Source organism: Rhodococcus cerastii (assembly GCF_033042195.1).
Lineage (GTDB): Bacteria > Actinomycetota > Actinomycetes > Mycobacteriales > Mycobacteriaceae > Rhodococcoides.
Map to the genome: position 1 here is coordinate 160692 of NZ_JAWLKF010000006.1, position 18092 is coordinate 178783.

15 protein-coding genes are annotated in these 18092 nt (G+C 65.9%); 2 read left to right on the top strand and 13 right to left on the bottom strand.

Going from position 1 to position 18092, the window contains the following annotated elements; genetic code table 11:
* Positions 1–33: 33 nt before the first annotated feature.
* From R3P93_RS13610 to R3P93_RS13660, 11 genes are all read right to left on the bottom strand, one after another.
* Positions 34–1005, bottom strand: a complete 972-nt coding sequence (locus tag R3P93_RS13610) for an LLM class F420-dependent oxidoreductase (RefSeq protein WP_149407292.1) — start codon at positions 1003–1005, stop codon at positions 34–36.
* Positions 1006–1014: 9 nt separating this feature from the next.
* On the bottom strand, positions 1015–1815 hold the full coding sequence (locus R3P93_RS13615) for an SDR family NAD(P)-dependent oxidoreductase (protein ID WP_149407291.1): 801 nt from the start codon (positions 1813–1815) through the stop codon (positions 1015–1017).
* 29 nt (positions 1816–1844) lie between these two features.
* A complete protein-coding gene (locus R3P93_RS13620) occupies positions 1845–3644 on the bottom strand; it encodes a glycoside hydrolase family 15 protein (protein WP_317533237.1) in 1800 nt (599 codons plus the stop codon).
* Positions 3641–4333, bottom strand: coding sequence for an HAD family hydrolase (locus R3P93_RS13625; RefSeq protein ID WP_317533238.1), 693 nt, complete (start codon positions 4331–4333; stop codon positions 3641–3643). The genes R3P93_RS13620 and R3P93_RS13625 overlap by 4 nt, the downstream gene beginning before the upstream one ends.
* Positions 4334–4413: 80 nt before the next feature.
* Entirely contained in the window at positions 4414–4887 is a 474-nt protein-coding gene (locus R3P93_RS13630) for a Dps family protein (protein ID WP_068054046.1), read from the bottom strand.
* Between the two features lie 135 nt (positions 4888–5022).
* Complete coding sequence (locus R3P93_RS13635) at positions 5023–6555, bottom strand: catalase (protein ID WP_269596518.1); 1533 nt, start codon at positions 6553–6555, stop codon at positions 5023–5025.
* A gap of 91 nt (positions 6556–6646) precedes the next feature.
* The gene (locus R3P93_RS13640) at positions 6647–7081 is read right to left on the bottom strand and encodes a Fur family transcriptional regulator (RefSeq protein ID WP_149407288.1); all 435 of its coding nucleotides are present in this window, start codon (positions 7079–7081) and stop codon (positions 6647–6649) included.
* Positions 7082–7126: 45 nt separating this feature from the next.
* A complete protein-coding gene (locus tag R3P93_RS13645) occupies positions 7127–7768 on the bottom strand; it encodes an acetoacetate decarboxylase family protein (RefSeq protein ID WP_317533239.1) in 642 nt (213 codons plus the stop codon).
* Positions 7768–9459 carry a GMC oxidoreductase gene (locus R3P93_RS13650; RefSeq protein WP_094687634.1) on the bottom strand — a complete coding sequence of 564 codons (1692 nt, stop codon included), beginning with the start codon at positions 9457–9459 and terminating at the stop codon, positions 7768–7770. The genes R3P93_RS13645 and R3P93_RS13650 overlap by 1 nt, the downstream gene beginning before the upstream one ends.
* Complete coding sequence (locus tag R3P93_RS13655) at positions 9456–10964, bottom strand: flavin-containing monooxygenase (RefSeq protein ID WP_068054035.1); 1509 nt, start codon at positions 10962–10964, stop codon at positions 9456–9458. Before R3P93_RS13655 ends, R3P93_RS13650 begins: the two co-directional genes overlap by 4 nt.
* Positions 10961–11566: a TetR/AcrR family transcriptional regulator gene (locus R3P93_RS13660; protein WP_394855302.1), complete on the bottom strand. Its 606-nt coding sequence runs from the start codon at positions 11564–11566 to the stop codon at positions 10961–10963. The genes R3P93_RS13655 and R3P93_RS13660 overlap by 4 nt, the downstream gene beginning before the upstream one ends.
* 346 nt (positions 11567–11912) lie before the next feature.
* Here R3P93_RS13660 and R3P93_RS13665 point away from each other — a divergent pair, with 346 nt between their 5' ends.
* Positions 11913–12845, top strand: coding sequence for a polysaccharide deacetylase family protein (locus tag R3P93_RS13665; protein ID WP_317533240.1), 933 nt, complete (start codon positions 11913–11915; stop codon positions 12843–12845).
* Between the two features lie 254 nt (positions 12846–13099).
* Here the strand turns inward: R3P93_RS13665 and R3P93_RS13670 are convergent, their stop codons facing one another.
* Both R3P93_RS13670 and R3P93_RS13675 read right to left on the bottom strand, forming a co-directional pair.
* The gene (locus tag R3P93_RS13670; protein ID WP_317533241.1) at positions 13100–14938 is read right to left on the bottom strand and encodes a DUF222 domain-containing protein; all 1839 of its coding nucleotides are present in this window, start codon (positions 14936–14938) and stop codon (positions 13100–13102) included.
* A 36-nt stretch (positions 14939–14974) separates the two neighbouring features.
* Complete coding sequence (locus R3P93_RS13675) at positions 14975–16783, bottom strand: multicopper oxidase family protein (protein ID WP_317533242.1); 1809 nt, start codon at positions 16781–16783, stop codon at positions 14975–14977.
* Between the two features lie 116 nt (positions 16784–16899).
* Between R3P93_RS13675 and R3P93_RS13680 the strand changes: the two genes are divergently transcribed.
* On the top strand, positions 16900–17970 hold the full coding sequence (locus R3P93_RS13680) for an ABC transporter ATP-binding protein (RefSeq protein WP_094638718.1): 1071 nt from the start codon (positions 16900–16902) through the stop codon (positions 17968–17970).
* The last annotated feature ends 122 nt before the right edge of the window (positions 17971–18092 follow it).

Sequence of the window (18092 nt, forward strand, 5' to 3'; positions counted from 1 at the left end):
ATGCTCTCGATCGGGGCCTCGTGAAACGTCGAGTCAGCTGGACGCAGCGCGCAGTTTCTCCAAAAGCGGGCCTGCGGCCTCGGCGAGGAAGCGCTCCTGGGTCTCGTCGCCCACCTGCACGAGTGCGATGTCGGTGTACCCGGCCTCCCAGTACGGCTTCACGGCCTCGACGATGGCGTCCAGGTCCGGTCCACACGGAATCGTGTCGGCCACATCCTCTTTGCGGACGAACTTGGTGGCTCCGGCGAAACCGGCTGTCGTCGGCAGATCGGCGTTGACGGCCCAACCGCCCGCGAACCAGCGGAACCGATCGTGCGCGCGATCGACGGCCGCGTCCTTGTCCGGATCCCAGGAGATCGGGATCTGTCCGATGGACCGCGCCGGGCCCTCGTGGTTGTCCGACCATGCCTTGACGAGATCGGCGTCGGGCTCGGTGGCGATGAGGTGATCGCCGTACTCGGCGAATCGCGCGACGGCCTTCTCGCCACCGGCTGCGATGCCGATGGGCACGCCGCCCTCGGGCAGGTCCCAGATCCGGGCGGAGTCGACGCGAAAGTGCTTGCCGTCGTAGGTGACCAAGCCACCGGCGTGCAATGCCCTGATGATCTCGAGCGCCTCGACGAACATGTCCTGCCGCTTGTCGATGGACGGCCAGCCCTCTCCGACGACGTGCTCGTTCAGGTTCTCACCGCTGCCGAGGCCGAGGGTGAAGCGGCCGTCGGCCAGGATCTGCATCGTCGCAGCCTTCTGCGCGACGACGGCTGGGTGATACCGGATGATCGGGCATGTCACGTACGTCATGAGCTCGACGCGTTCGGTGGCCTGAGCCACCGCGCCCAATGTGGTCCAGGCGTACGGCGAGTGCCCCATGGAGGACAGCCACGGCGAGTAGTGGTCGCTGGCGACCTCGAAGTCGAAGCCGACTCTCTCGGCACCGACTGCGTACTGCACCAGCTCTTTCGGGCCGCTCTGCTCGGTCATCAAGGTGTATCCGAAATTGGTCATGCGTGTCTCCTAGATAGTTGCGACGGAACCGGCGTCGACTCGGTAGTTCGATCCGTTGACGAAGGACGCGCGGTCCGAGCACAGGAACGTGATCACCGAGGCGACTTCCTCGGGTTCGCCACGGCGTCCGAGCTCCATGTACGGACGCTCCTCGTCGAGGAAGCTCTCGATGGCACCGTCGCGGTCGGTTCCCTTCTCCTCGGCGCGCTTGTCCATCATCGCGTCGGTCATCGGGGTGTGAATGAACGCGGGAGAGACTGCATTGACCAGCAGTCCCTCGGACGCATAGCTGCGCGAGAGCCCCTTGGCGAGGGCCAGCACGCCGGCTTTGGCTGAGCAGTAGGGCAATTCGTCGTCGTACGGCTGCACGGCGTCCTCGGAGGTCAGCAACACGATGCGTCCCCAGCCACCGCGGCGGAGTGCGGGCAGAAATGCTCGCAGTAGCCGGACCGGTCCCATCAGGTCGATGTCGAGGGTGGAACGCCACCCCTCCTCGTCGATCTCGTGGAACAGCCCCTGCGCTCCGGTCACTCCGGAGGACTGGACGAGAATGTCGATGTCGCCCACTACCTGCTGCGTCCGTGCTGCCAGGTTCTCGACCGCGTCGGTGTCGGTCACGTCCGCGGCGAACGCGAACAACTGCCCCTCCGCTGCGCCGAGTTTCGCTGCGGCCTCGTCGAGCGAGGTCTGATCCTTGTCGCTGATCACGACGCGAACCCCCTCGGCCAGCAGCATTTTCGCGGTGTGCCAGCCGATACCGGAGTCTGCTCCGGTGACCAGTGCTGTCCTACCGTTGATTCCCAAATCCATTAAATTCCACCTTGTGTATGAGAGTGCTGTCAGGCTGTGGCGTCGTGCGAGCGCGCAATGGTCAGCGCCGCATTCACCAGGGCCAGGTGGCTCAAGCCCTGTGGGAAGTTACCCAGAAACGATCCATCCGAAGCATCGATCATTTCGCTGTACAAACCGACGTCGTTGGACAGCTCCACCAGTTGGTCCATCAGCGCTGCGGCTTCGTCGTCTCGGCCGACGCAGGACAGCGCCGACACCCGCCAGAACGCACACGCCACGAAGGTCACCTCTTCCTTCGAGACCCCGCTGTAGCGGTACATCAACGGACCGGCACCGAGTTCTTCGACGAGCGCATCGATGGTGGACGAAAGGCGTTCTCCCCGATCGAAGTCCATCTCGGCCGCGAGCAGTACCGACGCATCGAGACCGTCGGCACCCGGGTACGCGAGATAGGCCTGCCGCTCGTCCGACCAACACTCGGTCTCGATGTAGAGCCGGATGCGTTCCTTCTCGGCCTTCCATCGATCCGGTATCCCCGGGATCTCGCCTGCTTCTGCCAGGTGCACGGCGCAGTCCAGCGCCTGCCAACAACCGAGCTTGGAGCTGGTGTAGTGCTGTTCGTCCTCGAGCTCCCAGATCCCGGCGTCCTTGCGCTGCCACGAATCGCAGGCCTCGTCGGCGATGGCGGCCAATAGGCGCCCCGTCTGCGCATCCAGGATGTTCCCCGCGTCGACGTACTGCCGGATGATGGAGAACAGGTCACCGAAGATCATCAGCTGCAGCTGATCCGCGGCGGCGTTGCCGTTGACCACCGGCCCGATGCCTCGCCAGCCGGGAACGTCGGGTTGTTCGGTGCCACCGGGCAATTCACCACCGAGGGTGTAGAAGACGTTGACCAACGGATCGTTGACTCGGATCACTTTCAGCAGCCACGCCACTGCAGCGTGGATCTCCTCGCGGAGCCCGAATCGCTGCAGCGCGCGGATGGTGTACGCGGCGTCGCGCACCCACGCGTAGCGGTAGTCCCAGTTCTTGCCACCGGTCCTGTTCTCGGGCAGAGAGGTGGTGGCAGCGGCGGCGATGGCACCGGAGGGGCTGTGCAGCAACAACTTCAGAGCCAGCGCGCTCCGCGCCACATGCTCCGACCACGGTCCCTGGTACGAGAATTCGTCGGACCACACGCGCCAGTTGGCGATCGTCCGGTCGATCCCCTCGTCGAGGTGCTGCGGATCGGGCAAGGGCAGCGGCTCGTTCTCCGTGCCCACGACGCCCAGCACATGCCGAGAATCCGGGTGGGTGGTGAAGACACCACCGATGTCGCGGTCCGCGACGTGCACCGCCTCGATACCCAGAGTCCGCACGGCCAGGGTCAATCCGTCGACCCGCAACACGGTGCCGTGCTCGGTGTCGTACGCCCACGGCGACGCGATGCCGAGCATGGTGCCCGGTGCCACGGACCACGACAGCTCGACGGTGCCGTCGAGACCCTCGACGCGGCGGGCCAACTCCACCCACGGAAGACGCCCGGCGACACCGGTGTTCAGCGAGTCGGTGACTCGAACGGTGCCGGTGTCGGTACGGAACGTCGTGCTCAGCACATTTGTCCCAGGGACGAATTCACGCTGGACGGTGAACTCCTCCAGCGGCGTCAGCTGGATGTATCCGCCGTTCCCAGCGTCGAGCAACGCTGCGAACGGCGGCGGCGAATCGAGGTTCGGAACCGGAAACCAATCGATCCGGCCGTCGTCGGCGATCATCGCCACGGTGCGGCCGTCACCGATGGCGCCGTAGCTCTCGATGGGGACATAACCGTCGACCCTGGGGTGCGGCTTGCGGAACTCGCTCAAGCACTTGCCTTTTCATCGGAGTAGAAGGGACTGTCCTCGATGTGGGCGAGCAGATCGGCGGGGTCGTCGAACACTGCTACCGCCCCCGCGTCGAGCAACTCACCACGTGAGATCCCGCCACTGCGAACACCGATGGCGCGTACACCCGCGCGACCGGCCGACTCGATGTCCCAGACGCTGTCGCCGACCATCACCGCCTTGGAGGCCTCGACACCGGCCCGTTCGAGTGCAACCGCAACGATGTCGGGCTCGGGCTTGGCTACGTCGGCGTCCTCACCGCTGGTCACCACGGCAACGGAGTCCTCGACGTCGAGCAGGTCGCGCAACGTCGACAACTCGCTCTCCGGAGCCGAGGTCGCAAGCACCACGGTGATGCCGCGAGAGTTCAAGTCCGCCAACAGTTCACGGGCACCCGGCAGCACTTCGAGATCCGCCGACGCAGCAGCGTAGTACTCGCCGTGCAGCTTCTTCGCTTCGTGGGCAAGCGCGCTGTCCGAGGACCCGACGAGCGTCTCGAGCAGCTTCGACCCGTCCATCCCGATGCAGCGGTGAACACGCCAGGAAGGAACGGAACCACCGGCCTCACGAAACGCGCGCGACCACGCGTCGACGTGCACGTAGTTGGAATCGACGAGGGTGCCGTCGATGTCGAGCAGGACCGCGTCGACCGTCGGCTTGGAAACAGGCATGGTTTTCGGATACCCGGGGGTGGTGCAGGCAAACAACAGGCCCCCCGCTGTGCGCGAGGGGCCTGTCGGGTGGGAAAACGTCAGCTGGCCTGGGCCTGCCACATCCAGTGCAGCTGCTCGAGCCGAGCCGTGATGCCGATGAGCAGGTCCTGGGTCACCGGATCGGCTTCGCCGGTGTCGGCGATGCGTCCGCGAAGACGCTCCACGACCGCGGCGAGGTTGTCGACGACGGCCGGGACGACTTCGCTGTCCTTGGTCCATCCGGCACCGAAGCCCTTGGTTCCTGCCGTCGAGGAGACGGTGGCTGCGCGGCCGTCGGGGCTGACGCCGATAGCCGTGGCGCGCTCGGCGGCCTGATCGGTGAATTCACGTGCGGCCGTGACCAACTCGTCGAGCTCGAGGTGCACCGACCGGAAGTTCTTGCCGATCACGTTCCAGTGCGCCTGCTTGGCGATGAGCGAAAGGTCGATGAGATCGACCACGGTTCCCTGAAGCGCGTCGCCGGCGATCTTCTGCTGGCCTGCGTCGAGGGTGCTGGTGATGGGGTTCGTCATGATGTGGCCTCCCTGCCGTTGGACGACGGTATGCATCGCACACCATTATTGTTCTTTCGTCTGTACTGCACAACGGCAGGTCGACCCGCGTTGTTCCGGATCGGCGTCACATCCGCTGTGACGCCGATCCCAACATCAGACCTTGGCTGCTTCGTCGGCAGGATCGTCGATTGCGCCTGCACCCGTGGTCGGTGCGGTCTCGTTCTGCTGCGACCGAACGCCTTCCTCGACTTTCTTGCCGAGCTCGGGATCGACGTTGGTCCAGTACTCGAACACCCGGCTCAGAACGGGCTCGCTGACGCCGTTGAGGACGTGCCCCACGATGTTCCCGACGAGGCGCTCGCGCTGCGCGTCGTCCATGACCTCGCGGACCAGGGCTCCCGCTTGCACGAAGTCGCCGTCCTCGGGGTGCTCGATGTACCCGGTGCGCACGAAGCGGGGCTCGAAGTCCCATGCTCCGTCGTCGCCGTACTTGTTCGTGTCCGCCGACGGGCCGCCGAACGAGTTCGGCGCGTAGACGGGCGTCTCCGGGGAGTTGAACGAGTACCGCATGTTGCCGTCCTTGGAGTACGAGTTGACCTCGGACTTCGGGGCGTTGACCGGCAGCTGCGCGTAGTTGGCTCCGATGCGGTACCGGTGCGCGTCGGCGTAGGAGAAGACGCGGCCGAGCAGCATCTTGTCGGGGCTGAAGCCGATGCCGGGCACGGTGTTGGACGGCTCGAACGAGCTCTGCTCGATCTGCGCGAAGAAGTTCTCCGGGTTGCGGTTCAAGGTCATCTTGCCGACCTCGATCAACGGGTAGTCCTTCTGCGACCAGACCTTGGTGAGGTCGAACGGGTTGTACTTGTAGTTCTCGGCCTCGTCGTACGGCATGAGCTGCACCTTGAGGGTCCAGCTGGGGAAGTCGCCGTTCTTGATGGATCCGAAGAGGTCCTGACGGTGATGATCGGGGGACGTACCCGCAACCTCGTCCGCCTTGTCCTGCGTCAGGTAGTCGATACCCTGATCGGTCTTGAAGTGGAACTTCACCCAGGTCTTCGTGCCGTCCTCGGCGATGAGCTGGTACGTGTGCGAACCGAACCCGTCCATGTGGCGGAACGACTTGGGGATACCCCGGTCGCCCATGAGCCACGTCACCTGGTGCGCCGACTCGGGCGAGAGGGTCCAGAAGTCCCACTGCATGTTGTTGTCGCGCAGACCGGAGTCGGGCATGCGCTTCTGGCTGCGGATGAAGTCCTGGAACTTGATCGGGTCCTTGACGAAGAAGATCGGGGTGTTGTTGCCGACCAGGTCCCAGTTGCCTTCCTCGGTGTAGAACTTCAGCGAGAATCCGCGCGGGTCACGCCAGGTATCGGGGCTACCCTGCTCGCCGGCGACGGTGGAGAAGCGCGCCAACATCTCGGTCTTGGCACCGGGCTGCAACGCCTTCGCCTTGGTGTACTTGCTGATGTCCCCGGTGATCTCGAGTTCGCCGAACGCGCCTGCGCCCTTGGCGTGCACGACGCGCTCCGGGACCCGCTCGCGGTTGAACTGCGCCATCTTCTCGATGAGGTAGTGGTCGTGGAGAAGGATCGGTCCCTGCGTCCCGGCGGTCAGCGACTGATCGTCGCTGGGGACGGGGATTCCCGAGTTGCTGGTGGTCGGCTTGTTGCTGATCGGCTTGGTCATACGAAGCCTCCTGAAGGGCTGAATAGAGTCCGAAGAGGGCTGCTCTTCGAAAAAGCTGTGAAACCGAGCGGCCGTACGCTGGACCGCAATGTCAGACGGAATGCCTCGTGCAGTCGCCGCACAAACCCCAGAGCACGATTTCGGCCTCGTCGACGACGAATCCGTGCGTGTCCCCGGGTACGAGGCACGGCGACGCTCCGACGGCGCAGTCGACATCGGCCACCACGCGGCACTCTCGGCACACGAGGTGGTGGTGATTGTCCGCCGTACGGCTCTCGTACAGCGCGGCCGAGCCGGCGGGTTCGATGCGACGGAGCAAACCTGCATCGACGCAAGCCCTGAGCACGTCGTACACGGCCTGGGTCGACACCGAACCACCGTCCTCACGGACGGCGGCAGCGATGTCGTCGGCGTCCGAATGCGGTCGGGCTGTGACCGCATTCAGAACTGCAACCCGGGGTCCGGTGACGCGGAGACCGACCGAGCGCAACTGCGCTGCGGGGTCGACGCGTTCGGTGAGCTGCATGCACTCCAGTATGCCCCTAATCTGGACTAAGTCAAGAAAAAGGGTTCAGGGCTGGCCGACCAGGCGCGCTTCACCCGTCCGCATCGAACCGGTCACGATCTGCAAGCCGAAATACGTGCCCGACGGCATCCAGCGACTCAGCGTCGGGCCCTTCGCGTCCACCTCGACGCGGGCCAACCTGGCTTTGCCCTTCAGGCTCGCGGTGGCGATGGCCGAGCCGCCGGACACGGGCTGCGCGAAACCGAGGGAGCCGAGCACCGGGAACTGCGGTCCCACGGCGCGGGACGTCGTCCGCACCGACCATTCGTCGCCGCTCGCCCCGGCCTCGCCCAGCACGTCACCCTCGAACTCGGCCAGCACCTTGGGCAGGTGCCAGTTGGTCCGGCCGCCGTGGACAGATGTCGCGGAATCGACGGCGATGAACGGCACCGCCATCCGCGGAACGCGTCCGACGTCGCGGCGCAGCACCGGGCTCGCCAGGATCTCGCGGTACGGGCCGACCGGTGAGGTGACGTAGTCGACGACCATCGCCATCGTGATCGGCAACGTCTTGGCACCGACAGGTGCGAAGTCCGACGAGCGGGCCCGATGCCACCAGATCGTGGCTCGCACGTTCGCCGGCCACGGCGCTGCCGGACTGACCGGCCAGTCGGTGCGATCGGTATCGGATTCGGTGACACTCCACATCAGGAATCCCTCCCCACGACGGTCAGTGGAAGCCGCAGGGCGCCCGGTGCCGACACCGGCACCACCGGCTGCACGGGCTGAGTGGGTGCGATCTCCTGATAGCCAGAGCCCACCGCGGGTCGCCGGTCGGGCTCACCCTTGTTGGGCCACAACGCCATTGCTCGCTCGGCCTGGGCGGTGATCGTCAGGGACGGATTGACGCCGAGGTTGGCGCTGACGGCCGAACCGTCGAGCACGTGCAGCCCCTCGTAGCCGTAGACGCGCTGGTAACCGTCGATCACGCCGGTCTGCGGCGAGTCGCCGATCGCGCAGCCACCGAGGAAGTGCGCGGTCATCGGAATGTTGACGATCTCGGCGATCGACCCGCCCGGGTCACCGCCGATCTTGTCCGCGAGCAGACGAATTGCCTCGTGCCCCTGCGGAATCCACTGCGGCGGTGGATCACCCGCGCCGGGCCTGCTGGTGAGGCGACGCCCGAACGGCCCCTTCTTGGATCCGAGCTCGAGCGAGTTGTCGTCGGTCTGCATCACCAACGCGATGACGGTTCGCTCCGACCAACGATGCACCGACAGGCTCCGTACCGCAGCGCCGGGGTGACGGAGCGCGACGCCGAGCGTCTTGAGCACGCGCGGCACCTTCCCGCCGCCGTCGCTGAGCACGGTCTGCAGTAGGCCGATTGCGTTGCTGCCCTTGCCGTATCGCACCGGCTCGATGTGCGTGTGATCGTCCGGGTGGAACGACGACGTGATGGCCACGCCCTCGTGGTAGTCGACCTCACGGCCGCGAGCGGTCGCGGCGAGCACGGCCTCGGAGTTGGTGCGCACCAACGAGCCGATCTTGTCCGACAACCGCGGGAGCGAGCCCTTCTCCTTGGCCGCGAGCATCAGCTTCTGGGTGCCGTAGGTGCCGGCCGAAAAGATCACCTGATCGGCGGTGATCGTCTTCTCCTTGCGACGCAGCTTGCCACCGGTCCGACGCGTCACCACGTCGTAGCCCGCGCCGTTCGGCCGCACGTCCACGACGGTGGTCAACGGAAGAACATGCGCGCCTGCGTGTTCGGCGAGGTACAGGTAGTTCTTGACGAGGGTGTTCTTCGCGCCGACGCGGCAGCCGGTCATGCACGCTCCGCATTCGGTGCAGCCGGTGCGCTCGGGCCCGGCACCGCCGAAGAACGGGTCGGGCGCGGTGCGGCCGCGATCTCCGAAGTAGACGCCCACCGGGGTCGAGGTGAACGTGTCCCCCACCCCCATGTCCTCGGCCACCTCTTTCATCACCTTGTCCGAGGCGGTGATGGTCGGGTTGGTCTCGACGCCGAGCATCCGCCGGGCCTGGTCGTAGTACGGATTCAGCTCGCGCTGCCAATCGGTGATCGAACCCCACTGCGGGTCCTCGAAGAACTTCGCCGGGGGTTGATACAGGGTGTTCGCGTAGTTCAGCGAACCTCCGCCGACGCCTGCCCCTGCCATCACCAGTACATCGGGCAGCAGGTGGATACGTTGCACCCCATAGCAACCCAACGCCGGAGCCCAAAGATACTTGCGCAGCCGCCAGCTGGTCTTCGGCAGCTCGTCGTCCTCGAACCGTCGACCGGACTCGAGAACCGCCACCCGGTACCCCTTCTCGACTGCCCGCAACGCGGCGACACTGCCGCCGAAACCGGAGCCGATGATCAATACGTCGTAGTCGCTCATGCGGATACCACCTCGTTGTCTGAGTCGAGAGCGTCGGAGACGAGCCGATAGTTCGGCACGTCGAACTCGCGCGTCTTGTTGCGGAACCGGAATGTGTAGGTGGGCCACATCGTGGAATTGCGGCCGTTGGCGTCGAGGTACCAGCTCGAGCACCCGCCGGCATTCCACACGGTGCCGTCGAGCGCGGAATCGACCCACGAATTGTGTTGCCGCTGAGCGGATTCGTTGACCTCCACGGCCGCGATCCTGCGATCCTTCATCGCGTGCAGCGCGGACACCACGTAGTTGGCCTGCGACTCGAGCATGTAGACGATGGAACTGTGCCCGAGGTTGGTGTTGGGGCCGTACATCAGGAACAGGTTCGGGAAGCCGGCGACGGTGGTGCCGAGATGCGCCTGCGGGCTACCGCCCCAGTGCTCCGCGAGCGTCCGACCGTCGTTGCCGCGCAGCAGATGCGACACCGGCGGCTCGGTGGGGGTGAACCCCGTAGCGAAGATGATGGTGTCCACCTCGTGGTTGCGGCCCGAGGCGTCGACGACGCCGTTCTCGGTCACCGACGTCAGCCCCGACGTGACGAGATCGACGTCCGGCCGGTCCAGTGTCGGCAGCCAATCATTGGACAGCAGAAGCCTTTTGCAGCCGGGCGCGTAGTCGGGAGTCAGCGCCGCACGTTTCACCGGGTTCTTGACCTGGCGCTTCAGATTCGATTTCGCGAACACCTTCACCGCGGGCAGCAGCCACGGGTTGTCCGCCAGCACGGTCACGTAGGCCTCGCGGTAGCCGTAGATGACACCGCGAACCGCGCGGTGCGCCAGAGGGATTCGCTCGTACAGCGTGCGCTCGAGCCGGCCGATGGTGCGGTCCAGGCGCGGAATCACCCACGCGGGGGTGCGCTGGAAGACGGTGAGCCGCTCGGCCCGGTCGACTATCTCGGGGACGAACTGCACCGCAGACGCCCCGGTGCCGATCACGGCGACCCGCTCGCCGGTGAGGTCGTGCTCGTGATTCCAGGTCGCAGAATGGAACACGGTGCCCGAGAACGTGTCGATGCCGGGGACGTCCGGGATCTTCGGAGTGGACAACGCGCCGGTGGCGGCAACCAGAACACGCGCGCTCGCCGAACCCTGCGACGTCTGCACCGACCAACGCTTGTTCACCTCGTCCCAGGTCGCGGACTGCAACTCACAGTTCGTGACGATGCGATCGTTCAGGTCCAGACGATCCACCACCGAACGCAGGTAGTCGAACAATTCGGGCTGACGCGCGAAGGTGTGACTCCACTTGGGGCTCGGGGCGAACGAGAACGAGTACAGCGAGGTCGGCACGTCGCATGCACACCCCGGGTAGGTGTTGTCTCGCCACGTGCCACCCACGTCGGACGCGCGCTCGATGACGGTCACGTCGGCGGTCGGGTCGGCGGCGAGGATCTTCGCCACCGCGGCCAGGCCTGCGAAACCGGCACCGACCACCAGCACGTCGAGCTGTTCGGGGAGAGTTGCGTTCACGAATCCATCACCTTTTCGGACCAGACGGGAAGGAGCCGACCGCGCAGCAGCGCGTCGGCTTCGGGAGTGCGGAACAGCGCCGAGACGGCCAGTCCGCGGGCGAGTTCGACACTGAGCTCGATGGATTCGGGGGACATCCGGCTACCCATGACGATCTGGGCACCGCCCTGAATGGCCTCGGCGACGCGCCGCTCCAAGGGGATCATCGCCTCGTGCAGCGCCGGGTCGGTACGGGCAGCCACCCAGAGCTCGAGCGCGGCGTAGAACAGGGGCCCGGAGAATGCGTCGGCGAGGATCTCGGGTCCTCGCTCGGGGTCCGGTTCGGCTTCGAGGATCTCCGAGAGACGACGATCGACGAGGTGCTCGACGGCCGCGATCAGCAAGGACTCCTTGGTCGGGAAGTGGTGCAGCTGCGCTCCCCGCGAGACACCGGCACGCCGCGCGATCTCCTGGGTGCTGGTCTTGGCGAAGCCCAGTTCGACCAGACAATCGATCGCGGCGTCGAGCAGCTTCGCCCGGGTGCCCGCAGTGCGTTCGGCCTGCGTTCGGCGCTCGGTGGGCGCTGAGTCGTCGAGCCCTGTGTCGGTAGTCACACTTGGCACAGTAGCGCTAAATCAACAAACAGTCCAGCCTGACTTTAAGTTTGCTTCGGGAAGCAGTCGGTCTCGATCTCACCGGTTGATCGGAAAGTCGACTGGACTGCGCGCACCGCTTTCCAAACTATTTCCACTGTCTAGGCTCTACGATCAGGTCGGTTCGACCTGCTGTAGCCACGCGAATGCTGCGTCGAATCAGGCAAAAGAGGGCCGATGACAATCTCGACCGTCGGTGTTCGTGGGGCCGCATGCGCAGTCGTGGTAATCCACGCGTTCACCTCAGCCGACTGCAGCAGTGGATCCGACTCGGCGACCGCAGACAAGCTGGCACCACAGTTTGCGCTGATCGACCATGGGCAATTCCGTCGCCATGCCCCTCGCTTCTCATGGCCGCTTCGACTACTCCCCCATCGGCGATCGCCCACAGTTCGAGTGGCCGGGTGGGGCGCGCCTCGCGGTGTACGTGGCAGTCAACTGCGAGCACTTCCCGTACGACGACGGAGGGCCAGGGCTGGGCTACACACCCGGGATGGACCAGCCGAACACTTACAACTGGGGTTGGCGCGAGTACGGCAACCGCGTCGGCGGCTTCCGGATCGCAGAGACGTTGCACCGGAGTGGAGTTCGCCCGACATTGCTCGTCAATACCGAGGTGTACGAGCATGCTCCGCAGCTGGTCGACGCCTTCCGCGCCCTCGATGCGGAGGTCGTCGCGCACGGACGAACGAACGCCGTGCAACCGAACGATCAAGACGAGGAAGCCGAACGACGCTCGATCGACGAGGTGACGACCGCCATCGAGCGCCACGAGGGAGCACCGCCTCGGGGTTGGATGAGCCCCGGTGCCAACCCCAGCCGAGTGACCGAGGACCTGCTCGCCGAACGTGGCTACGAATACACCTTGGACTGGCCCATCGATGATCAGCCGGTCTGGCTGAGGACCCGCGGTGGCCCGTTGCTCAGCGTTCCGTACCCGCACGAGGTGAACGACCTTCCGGTGTTCGTTCACCATCACCAGACCGCAGCGACGTTCGAGCGCAACATAATCGACAGTTTCGACGAACTGAAGGAGAATTCGGAGCACCAACCCGTAGTGCTCGCCATCTCTCTGCACACGTTTCTCACCGGACAGCCTTACCGACTTCGCCGGTTCCGGTCCGCCCTGCAGCACATGCTCGACAACAGCGACGGCGTCTGGTTCACCACACCGGGCGAGATCGCCACGCACTATCGCGGTCTCGTAGCTCCCTCGGACACCGGCCGTCGACCGCTGCGCGACGGATAGGCGACGGACAGTACACCGCTGGTGCCGCCAGCGATTTGGTCCACATCGATGCCTACCGACTGTTCAAAGCCAGCCCGGCGTTGGTGAAAGCTCGGGCGGGCAGGAAAACTGCTGATGTGTGAGGTGCCTGGCCCGTCAGCGCTGATCGACAGCACCGTGCGCGCAGGGGGCCAGCCCGCCGAAGCCGCGCGGCCGGCGCACGGCTTCGAGAGAGGGAATGGCTTGGGCGGCCGAGTGGCGCGACTGATGTGTTGTCAGGCTGCGCGCCGTTTTCGGCGGTGGTAGCTGGGGATGGGTTGTCGTGTGGGGTCGATGGATTCGGGTGGGACGGCGTAGGGGTGTCCGTCGTCGCCCATGAGCAGTTGCCAGTCGCCGTGGTGGACGAGGCGGTGGCATTCTCCGCAGACCAGCGCGAGGTTGTTCAGGTCGGTGCGGCCGCCGTGTTCCCAGAACTTCACGTGGTGGGCCTGGCACCACTGTGCGGGGCGGCCGCACATCACGCAGCATCGGTCGCGGATGGTCAGGGCGATGCGTTGGTCGTCGCTGGCGAGTCGGGTGGTGCGGCCGAGTGCGAGCGGGACGCCGTGGTGGTCGACGATGACCGGTGTGAGGTCGGCATCGCAGGTGAGAAGTTCGGCAAAAGCGCGGCTCATCGGCCCGGTCCAGTCGAAGTGGAACGGCCAGTCGGCATCACCGGGCTCAGGTGCCGACCTCTGTCCGCGATGGTCACCGGCACCAGTGCTGGGACCGACACGATCGCCGCGGGGATCACCGGTCGGTGAACCGTCGCCGACACCGCTCCCGACGTCGTGACCGCCATCAGCATCGTCGGGACCCGTGTCGGCATCACCGGTCCGTGAACTGTCGCCGGCACCAGCACTGCTTTCGCTGACGTGGGGACCGCCGCCAGCATCACCGGTCCGTGAACTGTCACCGATGCCAGCAAGGTTCCCGCTGACGCGACGACCGTTGCCACGATCGGGACCGCCCTCGGTATCACCGGTCCGTGAACCGGCATCGGCATCAGCGCCGCTCCCGCTGACGCGACGACCGTTGCCACGATCGGGACCGCCCTCGGTATCGCTTGTTTGTGAGTGGCCGCCTGCACCGGATGCCTTCGAACCCGTTGTTGGCCTGTTCGATTGCGTGTGTCCGCGGTCGGCGAGCAGGTCCCGCAGCGGGACGATCAGGTGCACCGATGCCCGCGACCCGCCCGCCGATCCGCGGCCACCACCGCTCAGGTGCCGGTCGAGGATCCGATCGAGGGCATCGGCCCGCCGCTTCGACGGACCACGTAGGTCGCGTTCACCGCCGGGGCCGGGCTGCGGCGCGGTCAACGCCGACAGTGCGGTGAGCAGCTTCTCGGCGAGGAGTCGGTCGACGTTGCCGCCCATCTGAAAGCGGCCACTGGCAAGCGGGTGAACATCGAAACGGTTCAACTCCGGGTTCTCCGACACTGGTATCGGCGGCGGTCCAGCTGGAACAGGTTCGGGCCGAGCAGGTTCGGGCTCGCCCGAGCCGGCTGCGTCACCCGCGTCAGCTCGGCTCGCACGGTCCCGCTCTTGCTCCCGCTCCTGTTCCCGCTCCTGTTCTTGTCGTTGCTTCTCTGCCTGCTCGTGGCGGGCTCTGGCGTCCTCGGCCGCAGAATGCGCCAGTGCCTGCGCGCGGGAGGCGACCTGCCCGGCGGTGCTGCGCATGGCGGTTTCGAGCAGTTCGGCGACGACCGCGTCGCGGCGTTGTTCGTCGAGGGTGGGGTCGGCGACCACCACGGTGGCGTAGCCGTCGGCGATCGCCGAGGCGTGCGCGGCGTGGACGTCACCACCTGCGAGGGCACCCAACACGCTGGGCCGGTCGGTGAGCCACTGCCCCAGCTCCATCTGACGGGCCGCGGACCCGTCGGTGATACGCACCGATCGCGCGTACCACCGGGTCACCGACGAGTAGCCGAGTTTCATGGCCAGACCGCGCCGGTCCATCTCCGCCAGCAGCGTCAATCGCGTTGCAGCGAGCTCGTTTTCGAGGGAGGACACGCCAGCGAGCTCGGAGACCAAATCCTGGTCGCCGAGCCCGAACACATCCCCCCATGTCTTCACACCACGAAAGCTATACCCACCCACCGACAAGCTTTGTCACGGAGCGACGGTGCGGTACCTGAGCATCATTTCGTGGTCCTCGTGATCGAGCATGTGGCAGTGCCACATGTACCCCTGCAGTTCGCCGCCCCCACCCATGTCGTGTCCACCGTGCTCGCCGCCGTGGTGCGCGGCCGGCCCGGCGAAGGTGGCGTCGGGGTCGAACCCGAGCTCGTCGGCCGTCGGGAATCCAACGAGGATCTGCGTGACGGTGCCCGGGTAGGTGTTGACGGTGTCCTTCCACCCGGCTTCCCACGCCGCCGGGGGCACCGACGGACCGGTGAGGAACTTCTCCACCGGCGGAGCCCATCGGGTACCGAATGTGGGCCTGGGGAAATCACGTTGGTAGGCGGCGAGGTCGATCGGGATGCGTCCCAGCGTCCGGAAGTGGGCCAGGTGCAGGTGAATCGGGTGCGGCTCCACCGTCGTGTTGACGATGTTCCACATCTCCACGGTCCCCTGCTTGGGCATCTCGATGTCCGGGTCCGAGTACCTCAGGTTGTTCAGGTTCATCAGCGTCATGTCCAGGTTGAGCCCACCGGACGGCTGGTTGACGGTGACCGTTCGCGTGAATGTCGCGGTCGGCAACGGCGGCAACACATCCGGCTGCCCCTTGCCACCGCGCAGCAGCGTCGGCATGCCGCCCCGGAACCCCGCCGCGGACGCGACGCGGAACTGGCAGAACATCGGCATCGGGACCGCACCGAGCGATGCCGCCTGAGCGGGTGGTGGCTCGTCGTTGAGCAGCTCGATCAGTGCGCCCGGCTCCACGGCACCGAAATCGACGAGGATGTCGGCGCGCTCGGCCGGGGCGAGTCGGATGCTGGTGGCTTCCACCGGAGCGTCGAGCAATCCCCCGTCGTTCCCGATGACCCAGAATCGAAGTCTGTTGGTGAAGAACAGGTTCCACACGCTGTACGACCCGGCGTTGACGACGCGCAGTCGGTACATTCCCCTGGCGACTTCCATCGTCGGCCAGATCTTGCCGTTGACGACGCCCACGTCTCCGGTGCCGCCGCCCTCCCATTTACCCTGCGGCACAGTGATGTTGGAACGGATACTCATGCTGCCGTCGGGATTCATGATCTTTTCCTGCAGCACCAACGGCAGCTCGAACTCACCCGACGGCAGACCCAGCACATTGTCGGACGTACCGGTGTCCCAACGGTCCCGCACGAGGTTCATGCCGAGCAGGCCCGCGTACACGTTGATGCGCGTCATCGACATGGCGTGATCGTGGTACCAGAGTCCCGCGGCGTCGTTGAGCCCCGAGAAGTTGTGCGTCATCGACTCCCCCGGGCGCACCAGCATCTCGGAGTGACCGTCGCTCGCCGGTTCGGTGACGGCACCGTGCAAGTGCAGCGCCGTCGGTGTCATCGTGCGGTCCATCTCGCTCATGCCGTGCAGCGAGGTGTCGATGTCGGCGGCGAGCGGGTTGCCTGCGGTTGTGTTGGAGTACTTCAGTGTCCAGGGCTGGCCGGTCCGCGACTCGATGGTCGGTCCGCGGTAGTCGCACTGGCCGTATCCGAAGGTGGGCGCGGGTCGCAGATCGGCGTGGAACACGTGGGTGGAGCTGTGCGCGTCCAACGTCACCTCGGTACCGCTGATCAGCGGCAACCTGGGCAGCTCGTCCCGGAACGGCGTGAGGGGCGGTGAGTGGAACAGCAGGGGGCTCTGGCCACGAAGGAAGTCGTCGGCCATCGCGCGGCGCGTCGTCGACGCCACCGGGAGTGCAGCGGCACCAGCGGCTACTGCGGCGACGGCGAGCCCTCGAAGGGCGGTTCGCCTGGACACAGATCCGCTCACCGAGCCACCTCTCTCCTTGTTGTGATTGGGGCCATACTATGTGCCCGTCGGCTCCCGCCGTCACCCCACACTCGGATCGTCCGGCACGTTCCTGCCGGTGGAGGGATCTATCTGTCATGGCAACGATTACTTTCGAGCGCACCACCAGGCTGTTTCCGGGCTCAGACGCCCCCGCGGTGGACGAGCTCGACCTGCACATCGAGGACGGTGAATTCCTCGTTCTGGTCGGCCCGTCGGGTTGCGGAAAGTCGACGTCGCTGCGGATGCTCGCGGGGCTCGAAGAGGTCAATTCCGGTCGCATCCTCATCGGCGGCAAGGACGTCACCCACTCCGAACCCAAGGATCGCGACATCGCGATGGTGTTCCAGAACTATGCGCTGTATCCGCACATGACCGTCGCGGAGAACATGGGCTTCGCTCTGAAGTTGGCGAAGGCGAACAAGGACGACATTCGCACTCGCGTCGAGGAGGCCGCGAATCTACTCGACCTCGAGCCGTTTCTCGATCGCAAGCCCAAGGCGCTCTCCGGCGGGCAGCGGCAGCGAGTTGCCATGGGCCGCGCCATCGTTCGCCAACCCCAGGTGTTCCTGATGGACGAGCCCCTGAGCAATCTCGACGCCAAACTGCGAGTCCAGACGCGCACCCAGATCGCGCAGTTGCAGCGCCGGCTCGGGACGACGACGGTCTACGTCACCCACGATCAGGTCGAGGCCATGACGATGGGCGATCGCGTCGCCGTCCTGAAAGGTGGTGTGCTGCAGCAGTGCGCCACCCCGCGCGAGCTGTACCGGAAGCCGGTCAATGCGTTCGTCGCCGGGTTCATGGGCTCACCGTCGATGAATCTGTTCCGCGTCCCGGTCACCGACGGCGGCGTTCGCCTGGCCGATCAGGTGATACCGGTGCCGCGACAAACTCTCGGCTCGGCCACCGAGGTGATGTTCGGCATCAGGCCCGAGCACATCGAGATCGCGAGCAGCGGAATCGCTCTGGAGATCGACGTGGTCGAGGAACTCGGCTCCGAGGCCTTCGTGTTCGGCCGTGCGGACATCAACGGCCGCACCGAGACCATCGTCGCACGGGCCGATTGGCGCAGCCCACCCGAGAAGGGTGACCGCGTCCACGTCCGTATCGACGACGCGCACGCGCACATCTTCGACGCCTCCGCCGAGGGTCACCGCCTGAACTGATCGTCGTGGGGGGGGGGGGGGGGGCGCGGGGGGCGCCAAACCCCACCCGGCCCACAAGCCACACAACCGAGATGTGACGTTTTTTTTTCTGGGGCGGGCAGAGTGTTTGATGCGGTGGCGAA